Genomic DNA, 24,859 nt, shown 5'->3' with positions numbered 1-24,859 from the left:
CCGCCGACCGGACGTTGACCGGATGACGACGACAGCGACACCTGTCCTGTGGGCGACAAGCCCGGGAGGCACGATTCATGAGTGAGCGAGCTCTTCGCGGCACACGCCTCGTAGTGACCAGCTATGAGACGGACCGCGGCATCGACCTGGCCCCGCGCCAGGCCGTGGAGTACGCATGCGAGAAGGGACATCGCTTTGAGATGCCCTTCTCGGTGGAGGCCGAAATTCCGGCGGAGTGGGAGTGCAAGGTCTGCGGGGCCCAGGCACTCCTGGTCGACGGCGACGGCCCTGAGGAAAAGAAGGCCAAGCCCGCGCGTACGCACTGGGACATGCTGATGGAGCGGCGCACTCGCGAGGAGCTCGAAGAGGTCCTCGCGGAGCGCCTGGCAGTCCTGCGCAGCGGCGCGATGAACATCGCGGTGCATCCGCGGGACAGCCGCAAGTCCGCCTGACCCCCTAGCGGGTCGAGCGGCATACACCGCACGCCGAGACCGCGGGCACCGTACATTCAGGTACGGTGCCCGCGGTCTCGCGCGTTCCGGTGGATTTCGGGAGGCGCGGGGACCGATGACCCCGGAGACTCGGTGACCGCTCCGCCGGCCGGCGGTTGACCCTGCCGACCAGCGGTTCAGCGGCGGTTCACCATGCCGGCGGCGATCTACCGTGCCTGCCAGCGGTTCAGCGTGCCCGCCATCGCTTCCCCGGACAGGCCAGCCCTTCACCATGCCGGCGGCGATCCACCGTGCCTGCCAGCGGTTCACCATGTCGGCCGCGGATTCCCCGTGGCTGCTAGCGGTTCAGCGGCGGGTAGTGGTCGCCGGGCTCGCGCGGGGCGTCGTCCCTGATGACCTCGCCCTGGACCACCTTGCCGTCGGGGCGGTGGATACGGGCCTGCTGGAAGGCGTCGCCGACGGTACCGGGGGTGGCCAGCCGCATCCTGCGTTCGAAGGCGCCCTGCGCGGAGCGGCTGACGCCCTTCTGGACCGGCGGAATCAGCAGGAGCAGGCCGATCGCGTCGGAGATCAGCCCCGGGATCATCAGGAGCAGGCCACCGAGCATCGTCAGGCCGTTGCCCCGGCCGCCCTCACCCGGGGAGGTGACGCCGCCCTGTGCCTGTTGCAGCGTCTGGCTGAGGTTCCGGAAGGCGCGGCGGCCGGCCCTCTTGATGACCACGGCGCCGAGGACGAACCCGGCGACCAGCAGCAGGAACACCGTGAAGCCGCTCGTGGCACGCGCGACGAGCGTCAGCAGCCAGATCTCCAGCACCAGCCACACCGCGACACCCAACGGCAGAAAGGTGCGCAGCCTCGAGCGTCGCGGTCGGGAGGGAGTGGGGGTCGGAACGCCTGTCGTCATGCTCCCAGTGTGCCTGGGCCCGCCTCAGTTCGAGATAAGCGGACGCTCAATCCTCCACCGGCGAACGCCCGGTCCCCATCGCGGTGACACCGCTCGCGGCCCACGCCCGTCGCGGGCACCCCTCGCGGCGCCACTCCGGGTATCGGCGCCGCCCACCGGCGCGTCCTGTCGTCAGGACAGCCGGTGGGTCCGGAGCGGTGTCAGGACGGGTGTCAGGACTGCTTGCGGCGGGCGGTGATCCTGCCGACCCGCTCGCCCACACCCCAGGTGGTGACGCGCCACAGCGCCTCCACGAGGATGTCGCGGCTCATCTTGGAGTCGCCCAGCTCGCGTTCGACGAAGGTGATCGGGACCTCGACGACGTTGTAGCCGGCCTTCACGGCACGGCGGGCGAGGTCGACCTGGAAGCAGTAGCCCTGCGAGGCGACCTCGGCGAGGCCGAGGCCTTCGAGGGTCTCGCGGCGGAACGCGCGGTAGCCGCCGGTCACGTCCCGGATCGGTACGTCGAGCAGGACACGGGAGTAGAGGCTGCCGCCGCGCGAGATGAACTCACGGGACTTGGGCCAGTTCACCACGCGGCCGCCCGGCACCCAGCGCGAGCCGAGGACGAGGTCGGCGCCCTTGAGGGCGGTCAGCAGCCGGGGAAGTTCCTCCGGCTGGTGCGAGCCGTCGGCGTCCATCTCGACGAGGACGCCGTAGCCGTGCTCCAGGCCCCAGCGGAACCCCGCGAGGTAGGCGGCCCCGAGGCCTTCCTTGCCCTTGCGGTGGAGTACCTGGACGTTATCGTCGTCGGCGGCCAGTTCGTCGGCGAGCTTGCCCGTGCCGTCGGGGCTGTTGTCGTCCGCCACCAGAACATGCGCCTCGGGCACGGCGGATCGCACCCGACCGACGATCTTCTTGATGTTCTCCGCCTCGTTGTAGGTCGGGATGATCACCAAGGCCGTGCCGAGCGGGCCGAACCGCCTCCCCTGGGCTTCCGCCGCGAGGGTCCCGTCGCCGTCGTTCACTGCTGCCCCTTCGTATCCGTACGCAGAGGTCCACCATAGTGCGCCCAGCCTGCGCAACTGCGTCGCGGCGGCCTCACGGGGGTGTCGATTCGCCAAGAGGCGGGTAAGAGCGGATGCCCCGGAGCGGAAATCACATCCTGCGGCGTCCTGCGGATCGGGGCCCGGCGCCCTTCGGGCCGACCTGGGACCCGCTGGCTGCGGGTCGACCGAAAGCCGTTGTCTACTGAACGTCCGGGCCCCACCCGGGTCGCACCTGCCGACTTGTCGGAACGTTCCCTCGCCTCGCGGCGCCGCCGCTGGGCCTGGCTCCCAGTGGCCGGTGCGCCGGTGCGGCGCACCACCCTTGACCCAGCGGCGCCGCGAGGCCGTGCGGAAGTTCCCCGGTCGGCCGTCCGGTGGTGGACGGGCCGAACCTACCCGCCCCCTGCGGCCAGCTGTCAACACTGGCTTGATCTGCGCCTTTTCCGAATAAGCCCTGGTCAGCGCCTCGGACGCGCAGGTCGAACCTCAAAGTTCCGGGCCCTGGATGCGCGCCCGGCACCGCGGGACATCACTCGTTAGGCCGTACGAATACCGTCCGTCCACCGACCACGGTGCGCAGGCAGACGGGCAGGTCACCGCCGGGAGTCAGATCGGGGAGTCCGGGCGTGCCGGAGCGAGGGTCGGTGGACCAGCGCGCGACCCGGTCGTCGGGGGTCTGGACGATGAGGTGGCCGGTGCGCCACACGGCGTAGTCCGCGGGCGCGCCCGGCACCAGGACACCCGCGTCGTCGCGTCCGACGGCCCGCCAGCCGCCCCGGGTGTGGGCCGTGAAGGCGGCCCGCACCGACACCCGGTGCTCGGGCGTGCGATGGAAGGCCGCCGCGCGCACGGTGCCCCACGGGTCGAGCGGGGTCACCGGGCTGTCGGAGCCGAAGGCCAGCGGCACACCGGCGCGCAGCAGGGCCGCGAACGGGTTGAGTGCCCGGGCCCGTTCGGCTCCGAGCCGCTGGGCGTACATGCCGTCCTCGCCGCCCCACAACGCGTCGAAGGCGGGCTGCACGGAGGCGGTGAGGCCGAGTTCGGCGAAACCCGCGACCGTCTCCGGAGTGAGCATCTCGGCGTGTTCGACACGGTGCCGGGCGGCGCGTACACGGGCCAGGCCGACCTTCTCAGCGGCGGCGCGGACGCCCGCGACCACGGCGGCCACCGCCGCGTCCCCGATGGCGTGGAAGCCCGCCTGGAGGCCCGCCTCGGTACAGGCCACCACATGCGCGGCGACGGCGTCCGCGTCGAGGTGCACGATTCCCGTGTGGTCCGCGTCGGCGTACGCCTCGTGCAGACAGGCGGTGTGCGAGCCGAGGGAGCCGTCGACGAACAGGTCGCCCGCCGCTCCGACGGCGCCCAGGGCCCGTGCCTTGTCGACATCGCGGTCGGCCCAGTAGCCGACGACCCTCGGACCCGGCTCCCCGGCGGCGAGCCGCAGCAGTCCGGTGAAGTCGTCCTCGGAGGAGATCTCGGGGCCCGCGCACTCGTGCACGGAGCCGATGCCGAGCGAGGCGGCGTGGGCGAGCGCTGCGCGCTGGGCCTCGGTGCGCTGCTCGGCGCCGACGGCGCCGAGGGCCGCGGCGCGCACGGCGTGGTGGGCGTCGCGGATCAGGGGGCCGTCGGAGGCGTACCCGGTGAGCGCCGTGACGCCGGGGACCAGGTCAAGCAGCGCGCTGGTGGCCACGGCGGAGTGCACGTCGATGCGGGAGAGGTAGAGCGGGCGTCCGCCGGTCGCGGCGTCGAGTTCGGTACGGGCCGGGGGCCGGCCTCCGGGCCAGCGGGCCGCGTCCCAGCCGTGGCCGAGGAGCACCCGGTCGGCCGGGCGGGCGGCGGCGAAGTCGCGCACGAGGGCGAGGGCCGCTTCCAGGGACGGCGCGCCGGACAGGTCGAGGCCGGTGAGCGCGAGCCCGGTGGCGGTGGTGTGCACGTGCGCGTCGGTGAACGCCGGGGTGACCAGGGCGCCTTCGAGGTCGACCACCTCGTCGACCCCGTCGGCGAAGGCGTCGGCGGCGCCTTCCGAGCCGACCCAGGCGACTTGGCCCCGTTCCACGACCATGGCGGTGGCGAAGGGGTCGGCGGGGCTGTGGACTTCTCCACCGCGCAGCAGCACGGTGTCCGACGGGGCGGTGCTCTCACTCATGGGAACAGTCTCGCGCCTTCCGGCGGCCGGCCGTCGCCCGGGTGGGTCGACACGGCGGGGCGGCCGTGGTTCCGCCGGCGGGCGCGATCCCGGTACGCCTCGTCCGTCCGGACCGGCCCGCGCGATCACGTGCCCCCACGTGCCCCGGAGATTCCCGGGAGCGAACTCCTCAGATGCGGGGCGGACGCGCTTCGTACGGTGTCGACAGGACGACCGTGGTGCGCGTCGACACGCCCGCGAGCGCCCGCAGCCGCCCGAGGAGCTCCTCGAGTTCGTGCGGGGTCGAGACCCGCACCTTGAGGATGTAGTTCTCGTCGCCCGCGACACTGTGGCAGGCCTCGATCTCCGGGACGCCCGCGAGGCGTTCGGCGATGTCGTCGGGGGCGCTCGGGTCGAACGGTTTCACCGAGATGAAGGCGGTCAGGGGCAGCCCGACGGCCTCCGGGTCCACGACCGCGGCATAGCCCCGGACGACACCACGCTGCTCGAGGCGGCGCACCCGCTGGTGCACGGCGGACGTGGACAGGCCCGTAGCCTTGCCCAGGTCGGTGTAACTCATCCGCCCGTCTGCGACGAGCAGCTGCACGATCTGTCGGTCCAGCTCCTCCATGACGCAAGAACCTACAGGGCCGTTGACGCCCCGGGATACCTCAGCGGTGCAGGTCATAACCGCTTTGTGATGTGACTCGGTCCCGTTCGTGTGCCGTTGGGCCGTCGGTTTTCCCGCCGGGCGGGGCACCTGCGGGCGGCATGTGACGAAGGACACATGCATGCAACCGGGTCCGCGGAGTTCGCGTGATTACGTCGGAGACGGGACGGGAAGTGCTTGCTGTGGTCGAGGTCGCAGCGCCTTGTCGGCCCACCCAAGGGGGAGAAACCCATGCAGAGTCTTAAGCGCCCTGGTCGTACCGCGCCCAAGCGGCAGCAGGCCGTTCTCGAGCCCGAGCCGGAGGGCGTCGAATCCGACACCCTGGACGGCGACGAGTTCGACGCGTACGACACTTTCGAGATGTACCGGGTGATCTGCCCGGCCTGCGCGCAGCCCATCGCGCTGCTGGCGGACGAGGAGGTCCTGCCGGAGCACGCCCTGTGCGCCTCCCCGTGGAACCCGTTCGGGCTCACCGCCTGTTCGGGCACGGGCAGCGCGGCCGACGAGGCGCACTCCGCGGACGAAACCGCGGAACCCCAGCAGCAGGTCACCGCGCTCCTGCTGACGCTCCCGCAGGGACTGAACTGGCGTACGCAGCCGTTCTCCCACGTGGGCGGGCCGGGCTCGACCCCCGTGCGGACCTCCGAGTTGCGGCGCGCGGCCTGACGGCACGGCGTATTCGGCGGGTGTCGCCCGCTTAGTCCCAGTAGCTGCCCTGCACCACGGCCCGCGGGCTGCCGTGGTGCAGGATCAGTGTGTCCGGGTCCGGGTCCGGGTCCAGTTCCGGGGTCTGCGGCGACACTGACGGTGCATCGGATCGGGCCGGTCGGCCGGCTGTCCGGCAGGCCGGCCGGACAGCGCGTTCCCGCGCGGACCTCGCAGGGGTCCTGTCGTGGACACACGCCCGAATCCACGTGCGGGTGACCTGTCCGCCCGCCCGCACGTTGCCCCGGTATGAGCCCCACACCTTCCGCGACCGGGCACCGGCGCCGGATCCTCGTCCCCGCTCCGGCGGTTCACTGGGTACCGCCGCCACCGCCACCCCCGCCGGCTCAGGATCCGCCCATCTACCGCGCCCTGATGCGCGCCTGGGCCGATCGCGGCCGCACCCTGCCGGGGCGCGACGACCCCGAGTGGGCGCGCCTGGCCACGCCGTCGGTGATGTACGGGTACGGGCGGTTCGGCGCGCTCACGGAACCGCGCGGGGAGGAACGCTTCGCCCCGGGCCGGGACCCGCGCGGCGACGACCACTTCGGCGCGTCACGCGATCCACGGAACGAGTTCGGTATGAGCCCGGAACCGCTCGGCGACCTCAGCGCTCCTCGGGACCCACGAGGTGGCGTGCGATGACCATGCGCTGGATCTGATTGGTGCCCTCGACGATCTGGAGCACCTTCGCCTCGCGCAGGTACCGCTCGGCGGGGAAGTCGGCGGTGTACCCGTACCCGCCCAGGATCTGGACGGCGTCCGTGGTGACCTTCATCGCCCCGTCCGTGCACAGCAGTTTGGCCATGGCCGCCTCCTTGGAGAAGGGGCGGCCGGCGTCACGCAGCCGTGCGGCGGCCAGGCAGAGCGCGCGGCCGGCCGCGATCCGGGTGGCCATGTCCGCGAGCATGAAGCGCAGCCCCTGGAAGTCCGCGATCCGCTTCCCGAACTGGCGCCGCCCGGTGGCGTACGCGACGGCCTCGTCCAGCGCGGCCTGGGCCACGCCGGTCGCGCAGGCGGCGATCCCGAGCCGCCCCGAGTCGAGCGCCGACAGGGCGATCGCGAAGCCCTGCCCCTCGTCGCCGAGGCGCCTGCCGTCGGGGACCCGCACGCCGTCGAAGTGGACCTGCGCGGTCGGCGATCCCTTCAGGCCCATCTTCCGCTCGGGCGGCGAAGCGCTCAGCCCCTCGGCGTCGCCGGGCACGAGGAAGGCCGTGATGCCGCGCGGGCCCTCGACGCCGGTGCGCGCGAACACGGTGTAGAAGTCGGCCACCCCGCCGTGCGTCGTCCATGCCTTGGTGCCGGTGACGGCCCAGTCGTCCCCCTGCCGTACCGCCTTCGTCCGCAGCGAGGCGGCGTCGGAACCGGAGGACGGCTCGGAGAGGCAGTACGCGCCGAGCAGACCGCCGCCGAGCATGGCGGGCAGATGCGCGGCCCGCTGCTCCTCGGTTCCGTGGTTCGCCAGCGCGTGGCAGGCCAGGGTGTGGACGCTGACGCCGAGGCCCACGGTGAGTCGAGCCATGGCGAGCTCTTCGAGGACCTGGAGGTAGACCTCGTACGGCTGGCCGCCGCCACCGTGCGCGGGATCGTAGGGCAGTCCGAGCAGTCCGGACTCCGAGAGCAGCCCGAAGAGCTCGCGCGGAAAGCGCCCGGCGTCCTCCTCCTCGGCCGCCCTCGGGGCGATCTCGTGCCGCGCCAGGTCACGGACGAGCGAGATCAGATCCCGGGCCTCGTCCGTGGGCAGCTGACGGTCCACCGGCTGTGCGGCGCGATCGGGCACGGCGACGCTCCTCCCTGGTCGGGCGCAGCGGCGGACGCCCGCCCGGGGGCGGCGCCGCCGGGTCTCACCTGGCCCCGCCGATGCTCCCGGTCCCGGTCGCGGAACCTGGTCAACGGGGACCGTGGCGCCCGGAGTACGCCCGAACGGAGGCACGCTCCCACCGGACTACGAGCACCCGTCGAGGGGGACCCGGAATTGGTCCGAACCATTGACGGAGTGGTCTAGTCCTCATAGGCTTCGGTCAGTTGTCCCGCCGGGCGTCGGGCGGGGCCGCATAGGAGGGGTCGAGTTCCTCGACGGCACGCATCGCGCCCCCCAGCATCTTCACCAGGAGTTCGCGCATCGTGTCGCGCGGCAGTACGGGACGGCCGATCCAGTCGAGGGTGGCCCCCTCCACACTGTGCAGCCAGCCCAGCAGGGCGACACGCGGCAGGGGTCCGATCTCGCCTCTGCCGTAAGCCCCTTCGGCGATCGTCGCGACGATCGCCTCGCGGACACCCTCGCGTATCGCCTGCACTTCGGCGTCGAAACCCACTCCGCCCGCGATGATCGTGCGATAGGCGGCCTGGTTGTGCTCGGCATAGCGGAGATAGCCGTCGATCGTGCGGTGGACCCGCTGCACCCCGGGCAGTTCCGGACCGTCGGCGGCCCGGGAGACCAGGTCCGCGACCGAGTCCTCGACGATGGCGAGGTAGTAGCCGCGCTTGGACTTGAAGTAGTAGTAGATCAGCCCCTTGGCGACATGCGCCTGGCGTGCGATGTCGTCCATCGACAGTGCGTCGTACGACGTGTCGGCGAACAACTTCCGCCCGATGGCGATGAGTTCGGCGCGGCGCGCCAGTGAACGGTCGGTGCCCCGCGCCCGGGGGCGATCGACCTCATGTTGTTGACTCGTATTCAATTCCGGCCCTGGTCTCCAACTGCCGACGGAACAAGCGCAGTATGGCAGAACCGTGCCGACCGTCATCCGTGGGCGATCGACGCCCGGCCGTCCCGGCCGAGGCGGGACGAACGACGGCGGCGGGCCGCGCGAACCCGCGGCACCCGGACGGGGCGCCCGCTCAGAGCAGACCGAGCCGGGTCACCAGCATCGCGACGACCACCACGAGGATCCAGCCCAGGACGTGTTCGAGGATCTTCGGGCTGTCGTCGCGGGGGCCTCCGGTACGGACGCGGGGACGAGGGGCGGTGGCGGAGCTCGCGGTCATGGCATCTCGCTGACGTAGTGGTGCGGTGGCATACCCCGCCCCCGTCGGCTCCCCACCGACCCGACCACCTTGCCACCGGACCCGCCGGGACCGGTAGAGACCCAGGTCACGTCCGCGACCCGGTCGGCGCCGGAGCCCGCCGGATCGCACCCGGAGCGCACCGTCCGTGCGTCTCGTCACACGGCTCGGGCCGGCCGGAAGCTCCCACCGGAGGGTTCCGGCCGCCGCGGCCCCGGACCGGCGGCCCCGGACCGGGGGCCGCCCCTCACCTCACCGGACGCCCACCGCAGCGAGCGCCTTGCGCTGCCGGGTCGACGGGTGCGCCGGGAAGTACAGGTAGCAGACCCCGCCCGTGCCGGAGACGACCTTCCCGGAGGCGTTGTAGCGCTTGGTCCGCAGCCAGATGTTCTCCCACTCGGAGCGCTTGTAGACCCTGCGCACCGCGTCGTCGCCGGGCGACGCCGGGTCGTTGGCGATCACATCGCCGTCCGCGGTGAACCCTATGACGGTCATGAGGTGGCCCGAGGTGCCGTAACCCGCACCCGTCAGCTCGGTCTTGAGGAACGACTGGGACGTTATGGCCGGGATGCCCGCGGCGATCAGCGTCTCCAGGTCCGTCAGCGAGGCCAGCCGGGTCACCACGCCCTGGAGGTCCTTGTACGTGGCCGCGTAGGCGGCGTTGAAGGGCCAGTTCCCGCAGCCGGTGTACTGGTAGTCGTAGGTGGAGCGGGCCGCGAGGCACACCTGCGGGTCGGCGTACGCCGGGTCGACCCAGGCGAGCTGCCCGGCGGTGGGCCTGCGCCCCCAGTACTCGATGATCATCTGCGAGGAGGTGGGGCTGCACCAGGCCTCGCCCCCGTTGTCGTACTCGGGGTACTGGCCCGCGTGGATCTCCTGCGAGAAGCGCGGAACGTTCAGCTCCTGGGCGAGGCCGGGGGCCGAGGCGGGCACGGTGAAGCGGTCCGGGATGTCGGAACCCATCGCGCCCAGGCGCCACACGGTGGGCGTGGTCCTGGAGCCCGGGGTGCGGTAGAGGGTCAGTCGCAGCCGGTACGAGACGAGGCGCAGTCCGGAGGCCGCGTCGTCGATGGAGAAGGTGTCCGTCCAGATCGTGCTGCGGCCGTCGGTCTGGCCGTCCACGGAGGTGCGCCTGATGTCCTGGTCGCCGGAGGCCCAGCGGCCCATCACGTACCAGGGCGTGTCCGTGCCGTCGGAATACGTGCCGGTCAGCTCGACCTGGAGCCAGCTGCCGGCCGGGGTGTGCGCGTTCCAGGAGGCGATGACCTCCGTGGCGGGAACGGCGAGCCGGTGGACCGGAGAGGTCCAGGTCGCGTACTCCCAGGTGGCGGTCCTGCCGGTGTGCGGGTCGGTGTAGTCCGTCGCTCCGGCCGGGGCGGCGATCACCAGACCGGGACGGGCGCCCCGCACGGCCCGCGCGCCCGCCGCGCTTCCCGCGCGCCAGTCGCTGTACGAGGTCCAGGCACGGTTGTCCACGAGACCGCCGGGCGCTCTGGTGCGGCGGGCCGGAGCGGCGGCGGCCGGCGGCCCCGCGGCCCCCACCGCCGCCGCGGCGACCGCGGCGGCCAGGACGATTCTGCGGGACGGCTGTTCGGCTCTGCTCATGGGTGGAGAACCCCCAGGGTGTCCGGAACGGGCGGGCCCAATGCTCTGTCGTGCGCCCCAACTATGGACGCCGGAGGGCGACTTCTGCCAGCACTTCGGCCCGTGCCGCGCCCACCAATATTGGTCGGGACCACTGGCATGACCTGGGACGCCTCGGCCCCGGCGGGTGCCGGGGCCGAGGCGGACGGGTGATCAGACGAGGTCCATGGCGGCGACCTCGTCGGGGCGGCCGTAGCTGACGGGGCCCTGGAAGCGGCGGCGCGCCGTGGCGAACCACCACACCGTCGCGACGACGAGCACCACGGCCAGGGCGATCGAGGCGTAGTTGAAGTTGTCCCCGGTGATCGGCGAGACCTGGGGCAGCATGAAGAGCACGCTGCTGACGATGATCCAGGTCACGGCCACCCAGCCGATGGGCTTGCTCCAGCGGCCCAGGTTCCAGGGGCCGGGCTGGAACTCGTCACCGAGCCGCAGCCGCAGGAACACCGGCACGGCGTAGGCGAGGAAGAGTCCGACGACGTTGACGCTGACGATGGCCGTGAAGGCGGTGTGCGACCACCATCCGGGCAGGACGAGGGCCAGCGAGCAGGCGACCGCCAGCCAGACGGCCTTGACGGGCGTACGGGTGCGCGGCGAGACGGAGTGCCACCAGCGCGAGCCCGGCATCGCGCCGTCCCGGGAGAAGGCGAAGATCTGCCGGGTGTTGCTGGTCAGGTTGGCCAGCCCGCAGAAGAGCATGGACCCGATCACGATGAGCAGGATGAACTTAGCCATGCCCATGCCAAGCCCATCGATGAGGATCTGCACGGGCGGCGCCGAGGAACCGGCGACCCGGTCATAATCATGAATGCTGTACACAAGGGCAAGCATCAGGATGAGCCCGGTGATCGCCGAATAGCCGATCGAACGAGTGATCCCCTTCGGTGCGTTGACCGTGGCCCGCACCGTCTCCTCGGACATGTGGAAGCTGCCGTCGAAGCCCGTGAAGGTCCAGCTGGTGACCAGCAGACCGAGCATCCCTCCGTAAATCCCGTTCGTGAAACCGGTGTTGTTCGCGAAATGCGTGACGAACGAGGCCGACTGGTGGTCGTCGGGCATCACGATGAGTGCTCCCACGATCACTACGAGCCCGATCAGCAGCCACCACACCGAGATCCGGTTCAGCAGGGCGACCATGTGGACGGTGTAGGTATTGGCCAAACCCTGGAGCACGATGATCAGTGCCGTGATCAGGACCGTCTGCTCGGCGGTCGGCCGGTACGAGTCCCACTGAAGGGCCACGAACGCCTGGATGAAGGTGGCGGCCGCGTATCCGGTGGCGGCGGTACCCCCCACCTGACCCACGAAATTCAGCCACCCCGTGTACCAGGACCAGGCGCCCTTGTGCCGCTTGGCGAGCTTGCCGGCGGAGAAATAGAGGGCCCCGCTGGTCGGATAGGCGGATGCGACTTCCGCCATCGCGGCACCGATGAAGAGCACCATCACCGAGACGCCGATCCAGCCGAACACGAGAATGCGCGGGCCGCCGGCATTCATTCCGAACCCGAAGGACGAGAAGATACCGGAAATTATGTTGATGATGGTGAAGGAGATCGCGAAATTGTCGAACGCCTGGAATCGACGGGTGAGTTTTCTCGGATATCCCATCGCGTGAAGCGTCGCGTCGTCGTCGAAGGCGACGGAATCCTTTCCGGGGCCGCTTTTCCGGCCCGGGGCCGATATTCGCTCTGACACGGCTGACCTTTCTCTCGGGGGTGGTTCGGGACGTCGGGCGGGGAGGGCCGGCGGTCAGCCGGCCCCCGGTATGGGCAGGCCGCAGGCGCGGCGGGCGCGGGAGAGCTGCTCCTCGGGTTCGCCGAACACGCTCCACGGCATGCGGCAGGCGTACGGCCCCATGGCCATGAGCACCGCGCGCGCCTCGAACTCGCGTTGCGCCATGAAGAGCGCGTGCGCCAGATACGCCAGGTCGAGCACCGGCGTGAAGCGGTATCCGGACACCTCCGGCAGCCAGTTCTGGTAGATCGCGAGCGCCGTGGAGCGCCACTGCGGCTGCTCCCAGGTGCGGTCGACCAGCAGCTGCGTGGGGTTGTAGCTCTCCACCAGGGCCACCAGCGGCAGCAGCCGCAGCGGCGAGGAGGCGGGGGCGCGCTGGCTGAGGAAGGCGGCGACGTCCCAGGCCGCGTTCACGGACCCGCCGTGGCGCGTGAAGAAGAACGCCAGGAACCGGTGATGGCCCTCACGGTTCCAGGGGTCGAGGCGCAGAACGTGCGAGAACAGGCGCCAGGGGCCGGGAGGCCGGGTCAGCAGCCCCTGCGGGGCGGGGTCGCGCAGGTCGTGCAGCCGGGCCATGGACAGCCGGGCGACCCAGGGCGTCGGATCGGCCCGGTCCATCAGCGCGGCCCGGTCGCAGGCCGTCAGCGCTATGCGTTCCAGCGCCTCGGCCCGGTCGTCCTTGGCGTCGGCCGCGCGTAACGCCCGCAGTACGGCCACGCGGGCCCACATCAGGGCGGCCTCTGGGGTCTGCTCCTCGGCCAGCCAGCGTTCGGCGAGGTCGGAGTCGGCGGCCTCGGAGGCCAGGACGAGCGAACGATGGGCCCGTAATCCGTAGTCGGAGCGGGTCTCCTCGAGAGCTTGGTGGGCGCTCAGATAGCGGCCGGCTCTGACATCCATGCAGACGCTCGCGAGTCTGCGGTCGTCGGCCGCCGGATGCCACACATACTGCCCCTCGAATAACCCCGCGGCCATCTTCCCCAGTCCATCCCCGTACGGCACTCGCCGTTCCGCAACAGGAACCCTACTCAGCATCCATGAGTACCGGAACGCCCTATCCGAAATACCTGGTTCCGCGGGGCCGGGAATTTTCGGAGCGGGCCCCCGAAGTTCTTGGGGATTGTTCAATGAATAGTTCAACGCGACACCATCCTGAACCCATGGATCCGCTGTGGACAGCGCCTCGATAGAATGACGTCAAGGCCTGTGCCGACCTCGCACCTCACCCCGGGACACCCCATTCACGACCTCGCCTCACGGCTGCGCCGGCTGCCGCCCTCCTGCGGGCCCGTCCGCCTGATCGGCGTGGACGGCCACGCCGGCTCAGGAAAGACGACGTTCGCCGGGAGACTGGCGGCGGCCCTGGGCGGCGCACCCGTACTGCACCTCGACGACATCGCCACCCACGAGGAGCTCTTCGGCTGGACCGGACGCCTGCTGAGCTCGGTGATCGAGCCGTTCGGACGCGGCGAGACGGCGCGCTACGCCCCCTACGACTGGACCGCCCGGGCGTTCGGACCGCTCCGCGAACTGCCGCCCGCTCCCGTGGTGCTCCTCGAGGGCGTCGGCGCGGGTCGCCGTGCGCTGCGACCGTGGCTCGCGCGACTCCTGTGGATGGAGCTGCCGCACGAGCAGGCCTGGGAACGGGGCCGGCAGCGGGACGGGGAGGCGCAGAGCGACTTCTGGGACGGGTGGGTCCGCGCCGAGCGCCGGCACTTCGCCGAGGACCCCACACTGCCGTTCGCGGACCAGGTGGTACGGCAGCGTCCAGAGGGTTATGAGGTACTGCCGGGGCCTGCTGGGGCGCCTGGACCGGACCAGTTCATCACGCACCGTGATGGACCACCCGCAGCGTGCTGAAGTCGTGAAGACCCACTCCGGAGAAGTTGCCTCGGTGCCCCAACTCTGCTTGACCAGGGGACCGTACAGGTCTTACGTTCTGAAGCAGCGGCCCTACGGGAGCCGCCCGCAGTCGCGAAGCCCCCGGTCGTTCCCCCGTGATCGGGGGCTTCGTTCTGCCCACACCCTCTCTTTCCGGACACCCCACGACGTGATTCGCTCACCCTGGGTCACCGTTCGCAGGGCATCCCATCCGCTCCCACCTCGTGGAACGGGCTGTGCGGCACCCTTCGGCAGGCCCGTCGACCGCGGGTACCATGCCTCTCGGTGCGACTTTCGGACGGCTGCTCTGCCGCACCGCTTCAACTCCCGTCCGTGGCACAGTCGTTCGACCAGAGCTGCCGACGGGCACCGGCCCGGCGGCGAGGGGATGTCCTGATCCTCGAGGCACTCCCCGACCATCGGGGGCACGGTTTGTGGGGGACGTGATGGACTTCGGCACGCAGGGCCCCGAGGCCCCGGCCGACCTCGCCTGGCTGCGAGGTGTGGACGCCTACACGATGGGCGCCTACCCGCAGGCGGAGGAGGAGTTCCGCGCCGCGGTCCGGATGGACCCCGGTATGGCGGACGGCTGGCTCGGACTGCACGCGCTACGGGTGGACACGACGACCGCGCTGCTGCGGATGTTCCGGCACCGGGACCGCTTCGGCGAGCAACGCTCCCGCCACCGGCGCACCCTCAACTCCTGGTACTGGCTGGGCTGGTGGGTCCAGCCGGTGCTGGAGAGTCCGCGCGACCTGCTGCTCGCGCACGCCTCGCACTGGCTCGACGGGCGCCATGTCCCCGAACTGGACCGGGCGTTGGCGGGACTGCCGCCGGTCGACGCGGACCACCAGGTGCGGTTCCTGCACGCGTGCCGCTCCTATCTGGTCAAGGACTGGGAGCAGTTGGTCCGGCACACCGATCCACTGATCAACGATCCCATGCTCGGCATCGAGGCCGGTCTGTTCGGCGGCATGGCACGGGTCAGGCTGGAGATGTACGGACAGGCCGAGCCGCTGCTGTCGTCCGCGCTGATGCGCTGCCGCAGCGAGCAGCCGCAGCGCAAGGAGCTGCGGTACTGGCTGGCCCGCGCCCACGAGGGCACCGGACGGTCCGCCGCGGCCCTGCCCCTGTACCGGGCCGTGCACCGGGTCGACCCCTCCTTCATGGACACCTCGGCACGCCTCGCGGCCATCGCCGAGGGGGACGGGTACGACGACGCCGCGGCCGACCTCGCGGCGATCACGCTCGCCGGGATAGGGCAGGACGTGCTGGAGGGCCCGGACGGCATGGACGCGCTGTTCGGCACCGAGGGGCGCGATCTGAGGCTTCCCGATCCCGACCCGTCGCCGCCCGGCGGACTGCCTCCCCAGACGGACGGCTTCCGGGAGAAGGCCGCGATGCCGGTGCAACCGATGCCCGCCGGACCGACCGACCCCGCCCTGCTCGACGAGGCGCTCGCCGAGCTGGAGTGCATGGTGGGCCTGGAGCCGGTAAAACGGCAGGTCAAGGCGTTGTCGGCGCAGCTGAACATGGCCAGGCTGCGCACCGGACAGGGCCTGCCGGTGCAGCCGCCGAAGCGGCACTTCGTCTTCTCCGGCCCCTCGGGCACCGGCAAGACGACGGTGGCGCGCATTCTCGGCCGGGTCTTCTACGCGCTCGGGCTGCTCGGCGGCGACCATCTGGTCGAGGCACAGCGGGCCGACCTGGTCGGCGAGTACCTCGGCCAGACCGCGGTGAAGGCCAACGAGCTGATCGACTCCGCGATCGGCGGCGTCCTGTTCGTGGACGAGGCGTACTCCCTGTCCAACTCCGGCTACGGCAAGGGCGACGCGTACGGCGACGAGGCCCTCCAGGTCCTGCTGAAGCGGGCCGAGGACAACCGGGACCATCTCGTCGTCATCCTCGCCGGCTATCCCGAGGGCATGGACCGCCTGCTCGCCGCCAACCCGGGTCTCTCCTCGCGCTTCACCAGCCGCGTGGACTTCCCCTCCTACCGCCCGCTCGAACTGACCTCCATCGGTGAGGTGCTGGCCGCCGAGAACGGCGACATCTGGGACGAGGAGGCGCTGGACGAGCTGCGTTCGATCGCCGGGCACGTCGTCGACCAGGGCTGGATCGACGAGCTCGGCAACGGCCGCTTCCTGCGCACCCTGTACGAGAAGAGCTGCGCGTACCGCGATCTGCGGCTCTCGGGCTACCCCGGCACACCGTCCCGCGACGACCTGTCGACGCTGCGTCTGCCCGACCTCATGCAGGCCTACGGAGAGGTCCTCTCGGGCCGGGGCCCGCAGGATCCGTCCGCGATGTGAGAGGGCCCCGGTCCAGCCTGGGCCCTGCGACCGTCATCGGGTCGCACGGCCTCCGGGAACCGGGGCCCACGCTCGCGGTCAGCTCGCCAGGGCCTCCTCGGGGGCCTGGCTGGGGCGCGGCTCGGCGACCCGTACCGGCGTGACATCGCGGTGCGCCGGGTCCCGTACCTCGCCGACGAGCAGTTCCAGTACGTCCTCGAGCGCCACCAGGCCGAGGACCTTGCCGGATGCGTCGGCGACCTGGGCGAGGTGGGTGGCGGCGCGACGCATCACGGTGAGGGCGTCGTCAAGGGGGAGTTCGGACCGCAGGGTGGTCATCGGCCGCCACACCTGCTGCGGGACCGCCCGCTCGGACTCCTCCAGGTCGAGGACGTCCTTCACATGGAGGTAGCAGCCCATGAAGGCGCCGTTCTCCGCGACCACCGGGAACCGGGAGTATCCGGTGCGCGCGGTGAGGGCGACGATCTGACCCGGGGTGACCGAGGGGTCCACGGTGATCAGCGAGGCGCTGTCGAGGAGGACGTCGGTGACCGGGCGGGAGCCGAGTTCCAGGGCGTCCTCGAGGCGTTCCTGTTCCTCGGGGTCCAGGAGTCCGGCCTGTCCCGAGTCCTCGACCAGCCGGTTGAGCTGCTCGCTGGTGAAGACCGCTTCGACCTCGTCCTTGGGCTCGACCCGGAACAGCTTGAGGATCAGTGCCGCGCAGGCGCCGAGGCCCACCGTGACCGGGCGGCACACCCGTGCGAAGGCGACCAGTCCGGGGCTGAGCCACAGGGCCGTCTTCTCGGGCGCGGCCATCGCCAGGTTCTTCGGGACCATCTCGCCGATGACGAGGTGGAAGAAGACGACGAAGGCGAGCGCGATCACATAGCCGAGGGGGTGGATCACGGAGTCCGGCAGCCGGACCGCCTCGAAGAGCGGCTCCAGCAGCTGGGCCACCGTCGGCTCGGCGACCGCGCCGAGCGTCAGCGAGCACATGGTGATGCCGAACTGGGCCGCCGCCATCATCTGCGGAAGCCGCTCCAGGCCGTAGAGGACCTGCCGGGAGCGGGCGGTGCCCAGCGGTTCGATCTGGCTGCGGCGTACGGACACGAGCGCGAACTCGGCGCCGACGAAGAAGCCGTTGGCGAGCACGAGCAGGCCCGCGAAAAGCAGTTGGAGCATGCTCATCGGACGGCCTCCGGGGCGAGCGCGGTACGCACGAGGCGGACGCGTTCGGCACGGTAGTGCCCGACCTGTCGCACCACGAGACGCCAGCCCGGGAGGTCGGCCTTGTCGCCGGGGGCCGGGATCCGGCCGAGCAGGTCCGCGACGAGGCCCGCCACGGTCTCGTACGGTCCCTCGGGCACGTCGAGGCCTATGCGCTGGAGGATGTCCACCCGGCAGCTGCCGTCGGCGTCCCAGGCGGGCCTGCCGTCCTCGGGGGGAGCGGCCGCGAGCTCGGGCTGCTCGCCCTGGACGTCGTCGTGCTCGTCGTGGACCTCGCCCACGAGTTCCTCGACGATGTCCTCGAGGGTGACCACGCCGGCCGTGCCGCCGTACTCGTCGACGACGACGGCGATCGGCTGTTCGCTGCGCAGCCGCTCCAGGAGGGGCCGCACGGGCAGGGTCTCCGGGACGAGCAGCGGGGCCTGCGCGATCCGGACCACGGGTGTGCGCAGCCGGTCGTGCGAGGGGATCGCGAGAGCGTCCTTCAGGTGCACCATGCCGACGATCTCGTCGATCCGCTCCCGGTAGACGGGGAAGCGGGACAGACCGGTGGCACGGGTGAGGTTGACCACGTCCTCGGCGGTGGCCGTCGACTGGAGGGCGCTGACCTTCACGCGCGGCGTCATGACGTGCTGCGCGGTGAGGTCGGCCAGGGACATCGTGCGGACGAAGAGGTCCGCGGTGTCCTGCTCCAGGGCACCGGCGAGGGCCGAGTGGCGAGCGAGCGAGACGAGTTCGCCGGGGGTGCGGGCGGAGGCCAGCTCCTCGGCGGGTTCGACGCCCAGCGCGCGGACGAGCCGGTTGGCGACGGTGTTCAGCGCGGCGATCACCGGCCGGAAGAGACGGGAGAAGACGTGCTGCGGGCCGGCGACGAAGCGGGCCACCTGGAGCGGCTTGGACACCGCCCAGTTCTTGGGCACGAGTTCGCCGACCACCATCTGCACGGCCGAGGCCAGCAGCATGCCGGTCACCACGGCCACGCCGGGCACCGCGCCCCCGGGCAGTCCGAGCGCCCTGAACGGGCCGTCCAGCAGCCGGGCGAGGGCCGGTTCGGCGAGCATGCCGACGACGAGCGAGGTGATGGTGATGCCGAGCTGGGTGCCCGAGAGCTGGAACGACAGCTCCTTGAGCGACTCGACGACCGTACCGGCGCGGTGGTCACCTTCGGCCGCGGCCTTCTCGGCCTCGGGGCGCTCCACGGTGACGAGGCCGAACTCGGCGGCCACGAAGAAGCCGTTGGCGAGGATCAGCAGGAACGCCGCGCCAAGGAGCAACAGGGGGATGGTCATGCCGCCGCCTCGATATGTCGGAAGGGGGCGGCGCAGGTACTACAGGACGATCCGTCCATCGCTGGAGGGAATCACTCCTCGGGTAGCAGGGGGCCTCTGAGGGCGGGAGCACATCGGAGGCGGAGGCGTGATGAAAAACGCCTCCGCCGACAGATTAATCAAGACATGGGCCCTCAGGGCAGGGTGGAAGGCCGAGAGTCAGCTTTGATGTTCGTCCCGGTGCCCGTCGGGCTCGCGGATGCCGCGGGCCGAAGCCAGGGCGCGCAGGGCGCGGGCGTCCTCGATCGCGCGCTGCTTGGCGATGCCCGGCTGGATGCCGAGCGCCGGGAGGCTGGTGCCGTCGCTGAGGTCGAGGAAGACCCAGGGGTCGCCGGGACGCAGGTTGACCTGGAGGATCTCGGCCCAGTCCAGGTGCCGGCGGCTCGCGATGTTGACGACGGTGACACCGCTCTCGTCGGCGACGATCTTGGGCCGGGAGAGCAGCAGGAGCACTCCGAAGAGGAGCGCGGCGGTGAAGATGAAGCTGAGCTTCTCCCCCGGGCCGAGTTGCTCCAGAAGCATGGCGACCGTGGTGATGACCACAAGGATCGACGCGCCCGCGGTGAGCAGCACGGCCCGGGTACGGGATGGGCGGAAGGTTATGGGAAGGGTGGGAATGTCCGACATGTCCGTGGTTCCTGTCAGAGCCGGCAGGCGTGGATGGCCGTGGTCAGGATGGCCCGGGCGCCCAGCTCGTACAGATCGTCCATGATCCGCTGGGCCTCCTTGGAGGGGACCATGGCGCGGACGGCGACCCAGCCCTCGTTGTGCAGCGGCGAGATGGTCGGCGACTCCAGTCCGGGAGTGAGCGCGACGGCCTTCTCCAGGTGCTCGGCGCGGCAGTCGTAGTCCATCATCACGTAGGTCCGCGCGACCAGCACGCCCTGGAGGCGGCGCAGGAACTGCTGCACCTTGGGCTCGGCGTCCTCGGTGGGGCCGGCTCCGACGCGGCGGATGACGACGGCCTCGGACTTCATGATCGGGTCGCCGAAGATCTCCAGGCCGGCGTTGCGCAGCGAGGTGCCCGTCTCGACGACGTCCGCGATGACCTCGGCGACACCGAGTTCGATGGCGGTCTCGACGGCGCCGTCGAGGTGCACGACCGAGGCGTCGATGCCGTGGTCGGCGAGGTGCTTGGCGACGATGCCCTCGTACGAGGTGGCGATCGTCGTGCCGTTCAGGTCCTGGATGCCGTTCGCGGTGCCCGGCTTGGAGGCGAAGCGGAAGGTGGAGCGGGCGAAGCCGAGCGGGAGGATCTCCTCCGCGTTGGCCCCGGAGTCGACCAGCAGGTCGCGGCCGGTGATGCCGATGTCGAGGCGGCCGGAGGAGACGTAGATCGCGATGTCGCGGGGGCGGAGGTAGAAGAACTCGACCTCGTTGTTCGGGTCGACGATCCGCAGTTCCTTGGACTCCCGGCGCTGCTGGTAGCCGGCCTCATGCAGCATGTCCGCCGCAGGTCCTGAGAGGGAACCCTTGTTGGGGACGGCGATGCGCAGCATGGGGTCGGCTTCCTTTGCTCGATGGTGTTCAGGGTGGGGTGGGGCGGACGTGCTCGGTGGGGCACCGCGGGGAGCGGCCCCTACAGATGCGCGTACACGTCGTCGAGGGAGATCCCGCGCGCGACCATCATCACCTGGACGTGGTAGAGCAGCTGGGAGATCTCCTCGGCGGCGGCGTCCTTGCCCTCGTACTCGGCGGCCATCCAGACCTCCGCGGCCTCTTCGACGACCTTCTTGCCGATGGCATGGACACCCTTGCCCACCAGCTCGGCGGTGCGCGAAGTGGCGGGATCGCCCGTGGCGGCCTTGTGCTGGAGCTCGGTGAAGAGCTCCTCGAACGTCTTATTGGACATGGTGGTCCTCACCCTACGCGGTCGGTGCCCTACGTCAGTGCCAGGGTTCGGATACTGAGCGGAGGGTGGCCGCGGTCGCCACGGCGGCCGTCACCGCCTCGTGGCCCTTGTCCTCGTTGGAGCCCTCGATGCCCGCGCGGTCCAGGGCCTGCTCCTCGGTGTCACAGGTCAGCACGCCGAAACCGACGGGGACGCCCGTGTCGATGGAGACCTGGGTGAGGCCCTGGGTGACGCCCTGGCACACATACTCGAAGTGGGGGGTTCCGCCGCGGATGACGACGCCGAGCGCGACGATCGCGTCGTAGCCTCGGCCCGCCAGGACCTTGGCGGCGACCGGCAGTTCGAAGCAGCCGGGGACCCGCAACAGGGTCGGCTCGTCGATTCCCAGCTCGCGCAGGGCGCGCAGCGCGCCGTCGACGAGACCGTCCATCACCTTGTCGTGCCACTGTGCCGCGATGACCGCGACCCGCAGGTCGCCGCAGTTGCGTACGGACAGTTCAGGTGCACCCTTGCCGCTCACGTCTCTCCTTCAGTCCCGCTGTGCTGTCTTGCCGATTCGTACTGTGCCGTACCGGTGATGCGTGGGTCGTCCCGGTGAAACGGGTCGTGCCGGTGATACGGGTCGTGCGGTGTCACTGGCTCCCGCAGGCCGACACGGTGGTCGCGTCGAGCCAGGGCAGATCGTGTCCCATCCGGTCCCGCTTGGTGAGCAGGTAACCGAGATTGTGCTCGCCCGCCTGGACGGGCATCGGCTCCCGCCCGGTGACCCGCAGGCCGTACCGGACGAGCGCGTCGGTCTTGTCGGGGTTGTTGGTCATCAGACGCAGGCTGCGGACGCCGAGGTCCTGAAGGATCCGCGCGCTCGCGCCGTAGTCCCGGGCGTCGGCGGGCAGGCCCAGCTCCAGGTTGGCGTCGAGGGTGTCCCGGCCGCGCTCCTGGAGTTCGTACGCGCGGAGCTTGGAGAGCAGGCCGATGCCGCGTCCCTCGTGGCCGCGCAGATAGACCACGATGCCGCGGCCCTCGGCCTGGATGCGCTCCATGGACGCCCGGAGCTGGGGTCCGCAGTCGCACCGGTGCGAGTGGAAGACGTCGCCGGTGAGGCACTCGGAGTGGACCCGGACGACGATGTCCTCGCCGTCGCCGATCTCCCCGTGGACGAGGGCGACGTGCTCGACGCCGTCGGCGGTGGAGCGGTAGCCGTACGCGGTGAACTCACCGAAGGCAGTGGGGAGATGGACCTCGGCCTCGCGCCGGACGGTGGGTGCGGCGGGGGCCGCGCCGGTCTCGGGCGCCAGGGCGCGTTCGGCGGAGCGGCGGTAGGCGATCAGGTCCTCGATGGAGATGATCGTGAGGCCGTGCTTGCGGGCGAAGGGAATCAGTTCGGGCAGCCGGAGCATCCGGCCGTCCTCGCCGGCGATCTCGACGATCGCTCCGGCCGGGCGCAGTCCCGCCAGCCGGGCCAGGTCGACGGCGGCCTCGGTGTGACCGTTGCGGGCCAGCACACCTCCGGGCCGCGCGCGCAGCGGGAAGATGTGGCCGGGGCGCACGAAGTCGTCCGCCTCCGAGACGCCGTCCGCGAGGAGCCGCAGGGTGGCGGCGCGGTCGGCCGCCGAGATGCCGGTGGTCACCCCGTGGGCGGCGGACGCGTCCACCGACACCGTGAACGCGGTCTTCATCGACTCGGTGTTGTCGTCGACCATCTGCGGCAGGCGCAGCCGGTCGAGTTCGTCGCCCTCCATGGGCGCGCAGATCAGTCCCCGGCATTCGCTCATCATGAAGGCGACGATCTCGGGGGTCGCCATCTCGGCGGCGACGACGAGGTCTCCCTCGTTCTCCCGGTCCTCGTCGTCGACGACCACGATGGGGCGGCCGGCCGCGATGTCGGCGATGGCCTGTTCGACGGAGTCGAGCGCGAAGTCCGAGGCATCCTGATCGTGCCCGGTGCTGTACCAAACCGGCGCCGTTGTCATGCCGGGGCTCCTTCCATGACGGGCTGCCCGGCCTCACGGGAGCGCAGCCACCAGTCGCGCATGCCCCACAGGACGAGCGCGCCGTACAGGACGTATACGAAACCGGAGAAGGCGTAGCCGTTGGCGAAGTTGAGCGGGACGCCCACCACGTCGACCAGCAGCCAGGCGAACCAGAACTCGACCATGCCGCGGGCCTGCGCGTACATGGCGACGATCGTTCCGACGAAGATGTAGGCGTCGGGCCAGGGGTCCCAGGACAGCGTCGGGTACGCGTGGAACAGACCGCTGACCGCGAGGGTGCCCACCACCGCGGCGCCCGCCATGTACGCGCGCTCGCGCCAGGTGGCGAAGCGTACCGAGACCCGCCCGTCCTTGCCCTCGCCGCGGTTCCACTGCCACCAGCCCCACAGGGCCACGACGATGACGACGACCTGCTTGCCGGCGCTGCCGGTGAGGTGTCCGAAGAAGGCGGCGAAGAGGATCAGGCCGGACAGGAGCTGGACGGGCCAGCTCCACACGGAGCGACGCCAGCCGAGCGCGAGGGCGACCAGACCGATCACGTTGCCGATCATGTCCGACCACATGATGTGCTGGTCGAGAAGCACGAAGGCCTCGGAGTTGAGCCAGTTCACTGGCCGGCCCCCTGGACGCCGGGCAGACCGAAGGGCTGTCCACCGCGCGCGCCCAGCAGTCGCTCGACGTACTTGGCGATCACGTCGACCTCGAGGTTGACCGGGTCGCCGGGCTGCTTGTGGCCCAGGGTGGTCAGGTCGAGGGTGGTGGGGATGAGGCTGACGGTGAAGAAGTCGGGGCCGGCGTCGACCACGGTCAGGCTGATGCCGTCGACCGTGATGGAGCCCTTCTCGACCACATAGCGCGAAAGGTCGGCGGGCAGCGAGATCTTGACGATCTCCCAGTTCTCGGACGGCTTGCGCTCGATGACCGCGCCGGTGCCGTCGACGTGTCCCTGCACGATGTGGCCGCCGAGGCGCTCGCCCACGGCCATCGGCCGTTCCAGGTTGACACGGGAGCCGACGGTGAGGGCCCCGAGGCTGGAGCGGTCAAGGGTCTCGGCCATGACGTCGGCGGTGAACTCGTCACCCTCGTGCTCGACCACGGTGAGACAGACCCCGTTGACGGCGATGGAGTCGCCGTGCTGCGCGCCCTGCGTGACGACGGGGCCACGCAGCCGAAAACGTGAGGCGTCGTCGAGAATCTCGACGGCGGTGACCTCACCCAGCTCTTCGACGATTCCGGTGAACACTTCCCGGGTCCTCCTGCCTCATGGGGCACGGACTCCGGGGCTGTCGATGACGACAGAATGAGCGGACAGCGGCACACCGGGAGCGACGCCGAAAGGACACCCGTCCCGTAGGACGAGCAGCAACAAACGGCAGCGCGCACGAAATGCCCGCCCGCCGCGCACTGCCTCCCATCCGGACTTTAACCGTCGGTCCAGGAATTTCACCTGGTCAACCGGCCGCTGGAAGCGACCGGGTCGCGGACTATAACCGCCGGTTCGGAATTACACCGACCCCGGAGTGCGCTGCTTCTGGTACATGGCCAGTGTGCCACGCCCGGCCGACGGCCATACGACCGCACCCCTGTGGGGTGGCTCACAGCCGGCCGGCATGGACTTTCGCGGAGCGGATTCCCGGTCAACCTCCCTGACTCCGGGCGGCCTTGCGCCATGACACGGGTTTCCGCAACTGGTCCATACCTATTGACGCTCTGGTCTAGTCCTCTTAGTGTCCTCGATCAAGACTGCGTGATCATTCATTGCCGGTCCCCCCACGATCGACCCGGCGGCGGTGACGAAGGCCCTTGCCCCGCCGCCGGGTCTCCAACCGGCCCGACGGACGCCGGCGCCCCCGTGCGCGGACCCGTGGACACGTAGACCGGTGGACCCATGCAGGCAGACCCGCGGACCCATGGACCTACGCGGGCAGACCCCCGGCCCCCCGGACCCGTCCGAACAAACCCGCAGGCCGACGACCTCCGCGACGCCGGAGCCGTGACGACCGGCCCAGCCGAGGAGTTCCAGA

At 70.8% G+C, this 24,859-nt stretch carries 24 protein-coding genes and 1 riboswitch; of the genes, 5 read left to right on the top strand and 19 right to left on the bottom strand.

Annotated features, from left to right (window positions below; translation table 11 throughout):
* The first annotated feature begins 77 nt into the window (after nt 1-77).
* Nucleotides 78-452, top strand: a complete 375-nt coding sequence (locus ABZV42_RS31260; RefSeq protein WP_261709266.1) for an RNA polymerase-binding protein RbpA — start codon at nt 78-80, stop codon at nt 450-452.
* 337 nt (nt 453-789) lie between these two features.
* Here ABZV42_RS31260 and fxsA read toward each other — a convergent pair whose 3' ends face one another.
* The 4 genes from fxsA to ABZV42_RS31240 all read right to left on the bottom strand — a co-directional run bounded on the left by fxsA (nt 790) and on the right by ABZV42_RS31240 (nt 5,140).
* Complete coding sequence (gene fxsA, locus ABZV42_RS31255; protein WP_355978014.1) at nt 790-1,356, bottom strand: FxsA family membrane protein; 567 nt, start codon at nt 1,354-1,356, stop codon at nt 790-792.
* A gap of 212 nt (nt 1,357-1,568) precedes the next feature.
* Nucleotides 1,569-2,363, bottom strand: a complete 795-nt coding sequence (locus ABZV42_RS31250) for a polyprenol monophosphomannose synthase (RefSeq protein ID WP_355978017.1) — start codon at nt 2,361-2,363, stop codon at nt 1,569-1,571.
* 550 nt (nt 2,364-2,913) lie between these two features.
* Nucleotides 2,914-4,530 carry an amidohydrolase gene (locus tag ABZV42_RS31245; protein WP_355978020.1) on the bottom strand — a complete coding sequence of 539 codons (1,617 nt, stop codon included), beginning with the start codon at nt 4,528-4,530 and terminating at the stop codon, nt 2,914-2,916.
* Nucleotides 4,531-4,699: 169 nt separating this feature from the next.
* On the bottom strand, nt 4,700-5,140 hold the full coding sequence (locus ABZV42_RS31240) for an Lrp/AsnC family transcriptional regulator (RefSeq protein ID WP_355978023.1): 441 nt from the start codon (nt 5,138-5,140) through the stop codon (nt 4,700-4,702).
* A 270-nt stretch (nt 5,141-5,410) separates the two neighbouring features.
* On the opposite strand from ABZV42_RS31240, the gene ABZV42_RS31235 reads away from it, so the two are divergent.
* Nucleotides 5,411-5,845: a hypothetical protein gene (locus ABZV42_RS31235; RefSeq protein ID WP_356054695.1), complete on the top strand. Its 435-nt coding sequence runs from the start codon at nt 5,411-5,413 to the stop codon at nt 5,843-5,845.
* A gap of 288 nt (nt 5,846-6,133) precedes the next feature.
* The gene (locus tag ABZV42_RS31230; protein ID WP_356054692.1) at nt 6,134-6,529 is read left to right on the top strand and encodes a hypothetical protein; all 396 of its coding nucleotides are present in this window, start codon (nt 6,134-6,136) and stop codon (nt 6,527-6,529) included.
* Here ABZV42_RS31230 and ABZV42_RS31225 read toward each other — a convergent pair.
* The 6 genes from ABZV42_RS31225 to ABZV42_RS31200 form a co-directional block, all read right to left on the bottom strand.
* Nucleotides 6,492-7,664: an acyl-CoA dehydrogenase family protein gene (locus tag ABZV42_RS31225; protein ID WP_355978029.1), complete on the bottom strand. Its 1,173-nt coding sequence runs from the start codon at nt 7,662-7,664 to the stop codon at nt 6,492-6,494. The two genes, ABZV42_RS31230 and ABZV42_RS31225, sit on opposite strands and share 38 nt — an antisense overlap.
* A gap of 241 nt (nt 7,665-7,905) precedes the next feature.
* Nucleotides 7,906-8,565 (bottom strand): TetR/AcrR family transcriptional regulator, encoded by a 660-nt coding sequence (locus tag ABZV42_RS31220; protein WP_355978032.1) that lies wholly within the window; start codon nt 8,563-8,565, stop codon nt 7,906-7,908.
* 160 nt (nt 8,566-8,725) lie between these two features.
* Complete coding sequence (locus ABZV42_RS31215) at nt 8,726-8,872, bottom strand: SCO1431 family membrane protein (protein WP_355978034.1); 147 nt, start codon at nt 8,870-8,872, stop codon at nt 8,726-8,728.
* Nucleotides 8,873-9,142: 270 nt separating this feature from the next.
* The gene (locus ABZV42_RS31210; RefSeq protein WP_355978036.1) at nt 9,143-10,495 is read right to left on the bottom strand and encodes a peptidase C39 family protein; all 1,353 of its coding nucleotides are present in this window, start codon (nt 10,493-10,495) and stop codon (nt 9,143-9,145) included.
* A 192-nt stretch (nt 10,496-10,687) separates the two neighbouring features.
* Nucleotides 10,688-12,142 carry an amino acid permease gene (locus ABZV42_RS31205; RefSeq protein ID WP_355978038.1) on the bottom strand — a complete coding sequence of 485 codons (1,455 nt, stop codon included), beginning with the start codon at nt 12,140-12,142 and terminating at the stop codon, nt 10,688-10,690.
* 141 nt (nt 12,143-12,283) lie between these two features.
* Nucleotides 12,284-13,240, bottom strand: coding sequence for a hypothetical protein (locus ABZV42_RS31200; protein ID WP_355978040.1), 957 nt, complete (start codon nt 13,238-13,240; stop codon nt 12,284-12,286).
* A 231-nt stretch (nt 13,241-13,471) separates the two neighbouring features.
* Here ABZV42_RS31200 and ABZV42_RS31195 point away from each other — a divergent pair, with 231 nt between their 5' ends.
* Nucleotides 13,472-14,125: a hypothetical protein gene (locus tag ABZV42_RS31195; protein WP_355978042.1), complete on the top strand. Its 654-nt coding sequence runs from the start codon at nt 13,472-13,474 to the stop codon at nt 14,123-14,125.
* 467 nt (nt 14,126-14,592) lie between these two features.
* The gene (locus ABZV42_RS31190; RefSeq protein ID WP_355978044.1) at nt 14,593-16,458 is read left to right on the top strand and encodes an AAA family ATPase; all 1,866 of its coding nucleotides are present in this window, start codon (nt 14,593-14,595) and stop codon (nt 16,456-16,458) included.
* 78 nt (nt 16,459-16,536) lie between these two features.
* Here the strand turns inward: ABZV42_RS31190 and ABZV42_RS31185 are convergent, their stop codons facing one another.
* From ABZV42_RS31185 to ABZV42_RS31145, 9 genes are all read right to left on the bottom strand, one after another.
* Nucleotides 16,537-17,625 carry a hemolysin family protein gene (locus ABZV42_RS31185; RefSeq protein WP_355978047.1) on the bottom strand — a complete coding sequence of 363 codons (1,089 nt, stop codon included), beginning with the start codon at nt 17,623-17,625 and terminating at the stop codon, nt 16,537-16,539.
* A complete protein-coding gene (locus ABZV42_RS31180) occupies nt 17,622-18,953 on the bottom strand; it encodes a hemolysin family protein (protein ID WP_356054690.1) in 1,332 nt (443 codons plus the stop codon). The genes ABZV42_RS31185 and ABZV42_RS31180 overlap by 4 nt, the downstream gene beginning before the upstream one ends.
* Before the next feature lie 198 nt (nt 18,954-19,151).
* On the bottom strand, nt 19,152-19,619 hold the full coding sequence (locus ABZV42_RS31175; RefSeq protein ID WP_355978052.1) for a PH domain-containing protein: 468 nt from the start codon (nt 19,617-19,619) through the stop codon (nt 19,152-19,154).
* Nucleotides 19,620-19,633: 14 nt separating this feature from the next.
* A complete protein-coding gene (hisG, locus tag ABZV42_RS31170) occupies nt 19,634-20,491 on the bottom strand; it encodes an ATP phosphoribosyltransferase (RefSeq protein WP_355978055.1) in 858 nt (285 codons plus the stop codon).
* Nucleotides 20,492-20,571: 80 nt separating this feature from the next.
* Nucleotides 20,572-20,844, bottom strand: coding sequence for a phosphoribosyl-ATP diphosphatase (locus ABZV42_RS31165; RefSeq protein WP_030038616.1), 273 nt, complete (start codon nt 20,842-20,844; stop codon nt 20,572-20,574).
* Nucleotides 20,845-20,878: 34 nt separating this feature from the next.
* Nucleotides 20,879-21,364: a 6,7-dimethyl-8-ribityllumazine synthase gene (ribH, locus tag ABZV42_RS31160; protein WP_355978058.1), complete on the bottom strand. Its 486-nt coding sequence runs from the start codon at nt 21,362-21,364 to the stop codon at nt 20,879-20,881.
* Between the two features lie 112 nt (nt 21,365-21,476).
* Nucleotides 21,477-22,814 (bottom strand): bifunctional 3,4-dihydroxy-2-butanone-4-phosphate synthase/GTP cyclohydrolase II, encoded by a 1,338-nt coding sequence (locus tag ABZV42_RS31155; RefSeq protein WP_355978061.1) that lies wholly within the window; start codon nt 22,812-22,814, stop codon nt 21,477-21,479.
* Entirely contained in the window at nt 22,811-23,446 is a 636-nt protein-coding gene (locus ABZV42_RS31150; protein ID WP_355978064.1) for a nicotinamide mononucleotide transporter family protein, read from the bottom strand. Before ABZV42_RS31150 ends, ABZV42_RS31155 begins: the two co-directional genes overlap by 4 nt.
* Nucleotides 23,443-24,078 (bottom strand): riboflavin synthase, encoded by a 636-nt coding sequence (locus tag ABZV42_RS31145; RefSeq protein WP_355978067.1) that lies wholly within the window; start codon nt 24,076-24,078, stop codon nt 23,443-23,445. Before ABZV42_RS31145 ends, ABZV42_RS31150 begins: the two co-directional genes overlap by 4 nt.
* Nucleotides 24,079-24,232: 154 nt before the next feature.
* Nucleotides 24,233-24,363: riboswitch (FMN riboswitch) on the bottom strand.
* Nucleotides 24,364-24,859: the final 496 nt, after the last annotated feature.

The organism is Streptomyces sp. NPDC005281 (genome assembly GCF_040607495.1).
In the GTDB taxonomy this organism is placed as follows: domain Bacteria; phylum Actinomycetota; class Actinomycetes; order Streptomycetales; family Streptomycetaceae; genus Streptomyces.
This window is presented reverse-complemented; position numbering and strand designations above follow the sequence as displayed.

Excerpts from the sequence above, each read along its gene's own strand:
- ABZV42_RS31260 (WP_261709266.1), top strand. The coding sequence starts at position 78 with ATGAGTGAGCGAGCTCTTCGCGGCACACGCCTCGTAGTGACCAGCTAT.
- fxsA (WP_355978014.1), bottom strand. The coding sequence starts at position 1,356 with ATGACGACAGGCGTTCCGACCCCCACTCCCTCCCGACCGCGACGCTCG.
- ABZV42_RS31245 (WP_355978020.1), bottom strand. The coding sequence starts at position 4,530 with ATGAGTGAGAGCACCGCCCCGTCGGACACCGTGCTGCTGCGCGGTGGA.
- ABZV42_RS31240 (WP_355978023.1), bottom strand. The coding sequence starts at position 5,140 with ATGGAGGAGCTGGACCGACAGATCGTGCAGCTGCTCGTCGCAGACGGG.
- ABZV42_RS31235 (WP_356054695.1), top strand. The coding sequence starts at position 5,411 with ATGCAGAGTCTTAAGCGCCCTGGTCGTACCGCGCCCAAGCGGCAGCAG.
- ABZV42_RS31230 (WP_356054692.1), top strand. The coding sequence starts at position 6,134 with ATGAGCCCCACACCTTCCGCGACCGGGCACCGGCGCCGGATCCTCGTC.
- ABZV42_RS31215 (WP_355978034.1), bottom strand. The coding sequence starts at position 8,872 with ATGACCGCGAGCTCCGCCACCGCCCCTCGTCCCCGCGTCCGTACCGGA.
- ABZV42_RS31210 (WP_355978036.1), bottom strand. The coding sequence starts at position 10,495 with ATGAGCAGAGCCGAACAGCCGTCCCGCAGAATCGTCCTGGCCGCCGCG.
- ABZV42_RS31205 (WP_355978038.1), bottom strand. The coding sequence starts at position 12,142 with ATGGGATATCCGAGAAAACTCACCCGTCGATTCCAGGCGTTCGACAAT.
- ABZV42_RS31200 (WP_355978040.1), bottom strand. The coding sequence starts at position 13,240 with ATGGCCGCGGGGTTATTCGAGGGGCAGTATGTGTGGCATCCGGCGGCC.
- ABZV42_RS31190 (WP_355978044.1), top strand. The coding sequence starts at position 14,593 with ATGGACTTCGGCACGCAGGGCCCCGAGGCCCCGGCCGACCTCGCCTGG.
- ABZV42_RS31185 (WP_355978047.1), bottom strand. The coding sequence starts at position 17,625 with ATGAGCATGCTCCAACTGCTTTTCGCGGGCCTGCTCGTGCTCGCCAAC.
- ABZV42_RS31180 (WP_356054690.1), bottom strand. The coding sequence starts at position 18,953 with ATGACCATCCCCCTGTTGCTCCTTGGCGCGGCGTTCCTGCTGATCCTC.
- ABZV42_RS31175 (WP_355978052.1), bottom strand. The coding sequence starts at position 19,619 with ATGTCGGACATTCCCACCCTTCCCATAACCTTCCGCCCATCCCGTACC.
- hisG (WP_355978055.1), bottom strand. The coding sequence starts at position 20,491 with ATGCTGCGCATCGCCGTCCCCAACAAGGGTTCCCTCTCAGGACCTGCG.
- ABZV42_RS31165 (WP_030038616.1), bottom strand. The coding sequence starts at position 20,844 with ATGTCCAATAAGACGTTCGAGGAGCTCTTCACCGAGCTCCAGCACAAG.
- ABZV42_RS31155 (WP_355978061.1), bottom strand. The coding sequence starts at position 22,814 with ATGACAACGGCGCCGGTTTGGTACAGCACCGGGCACGATCAGGATGCC.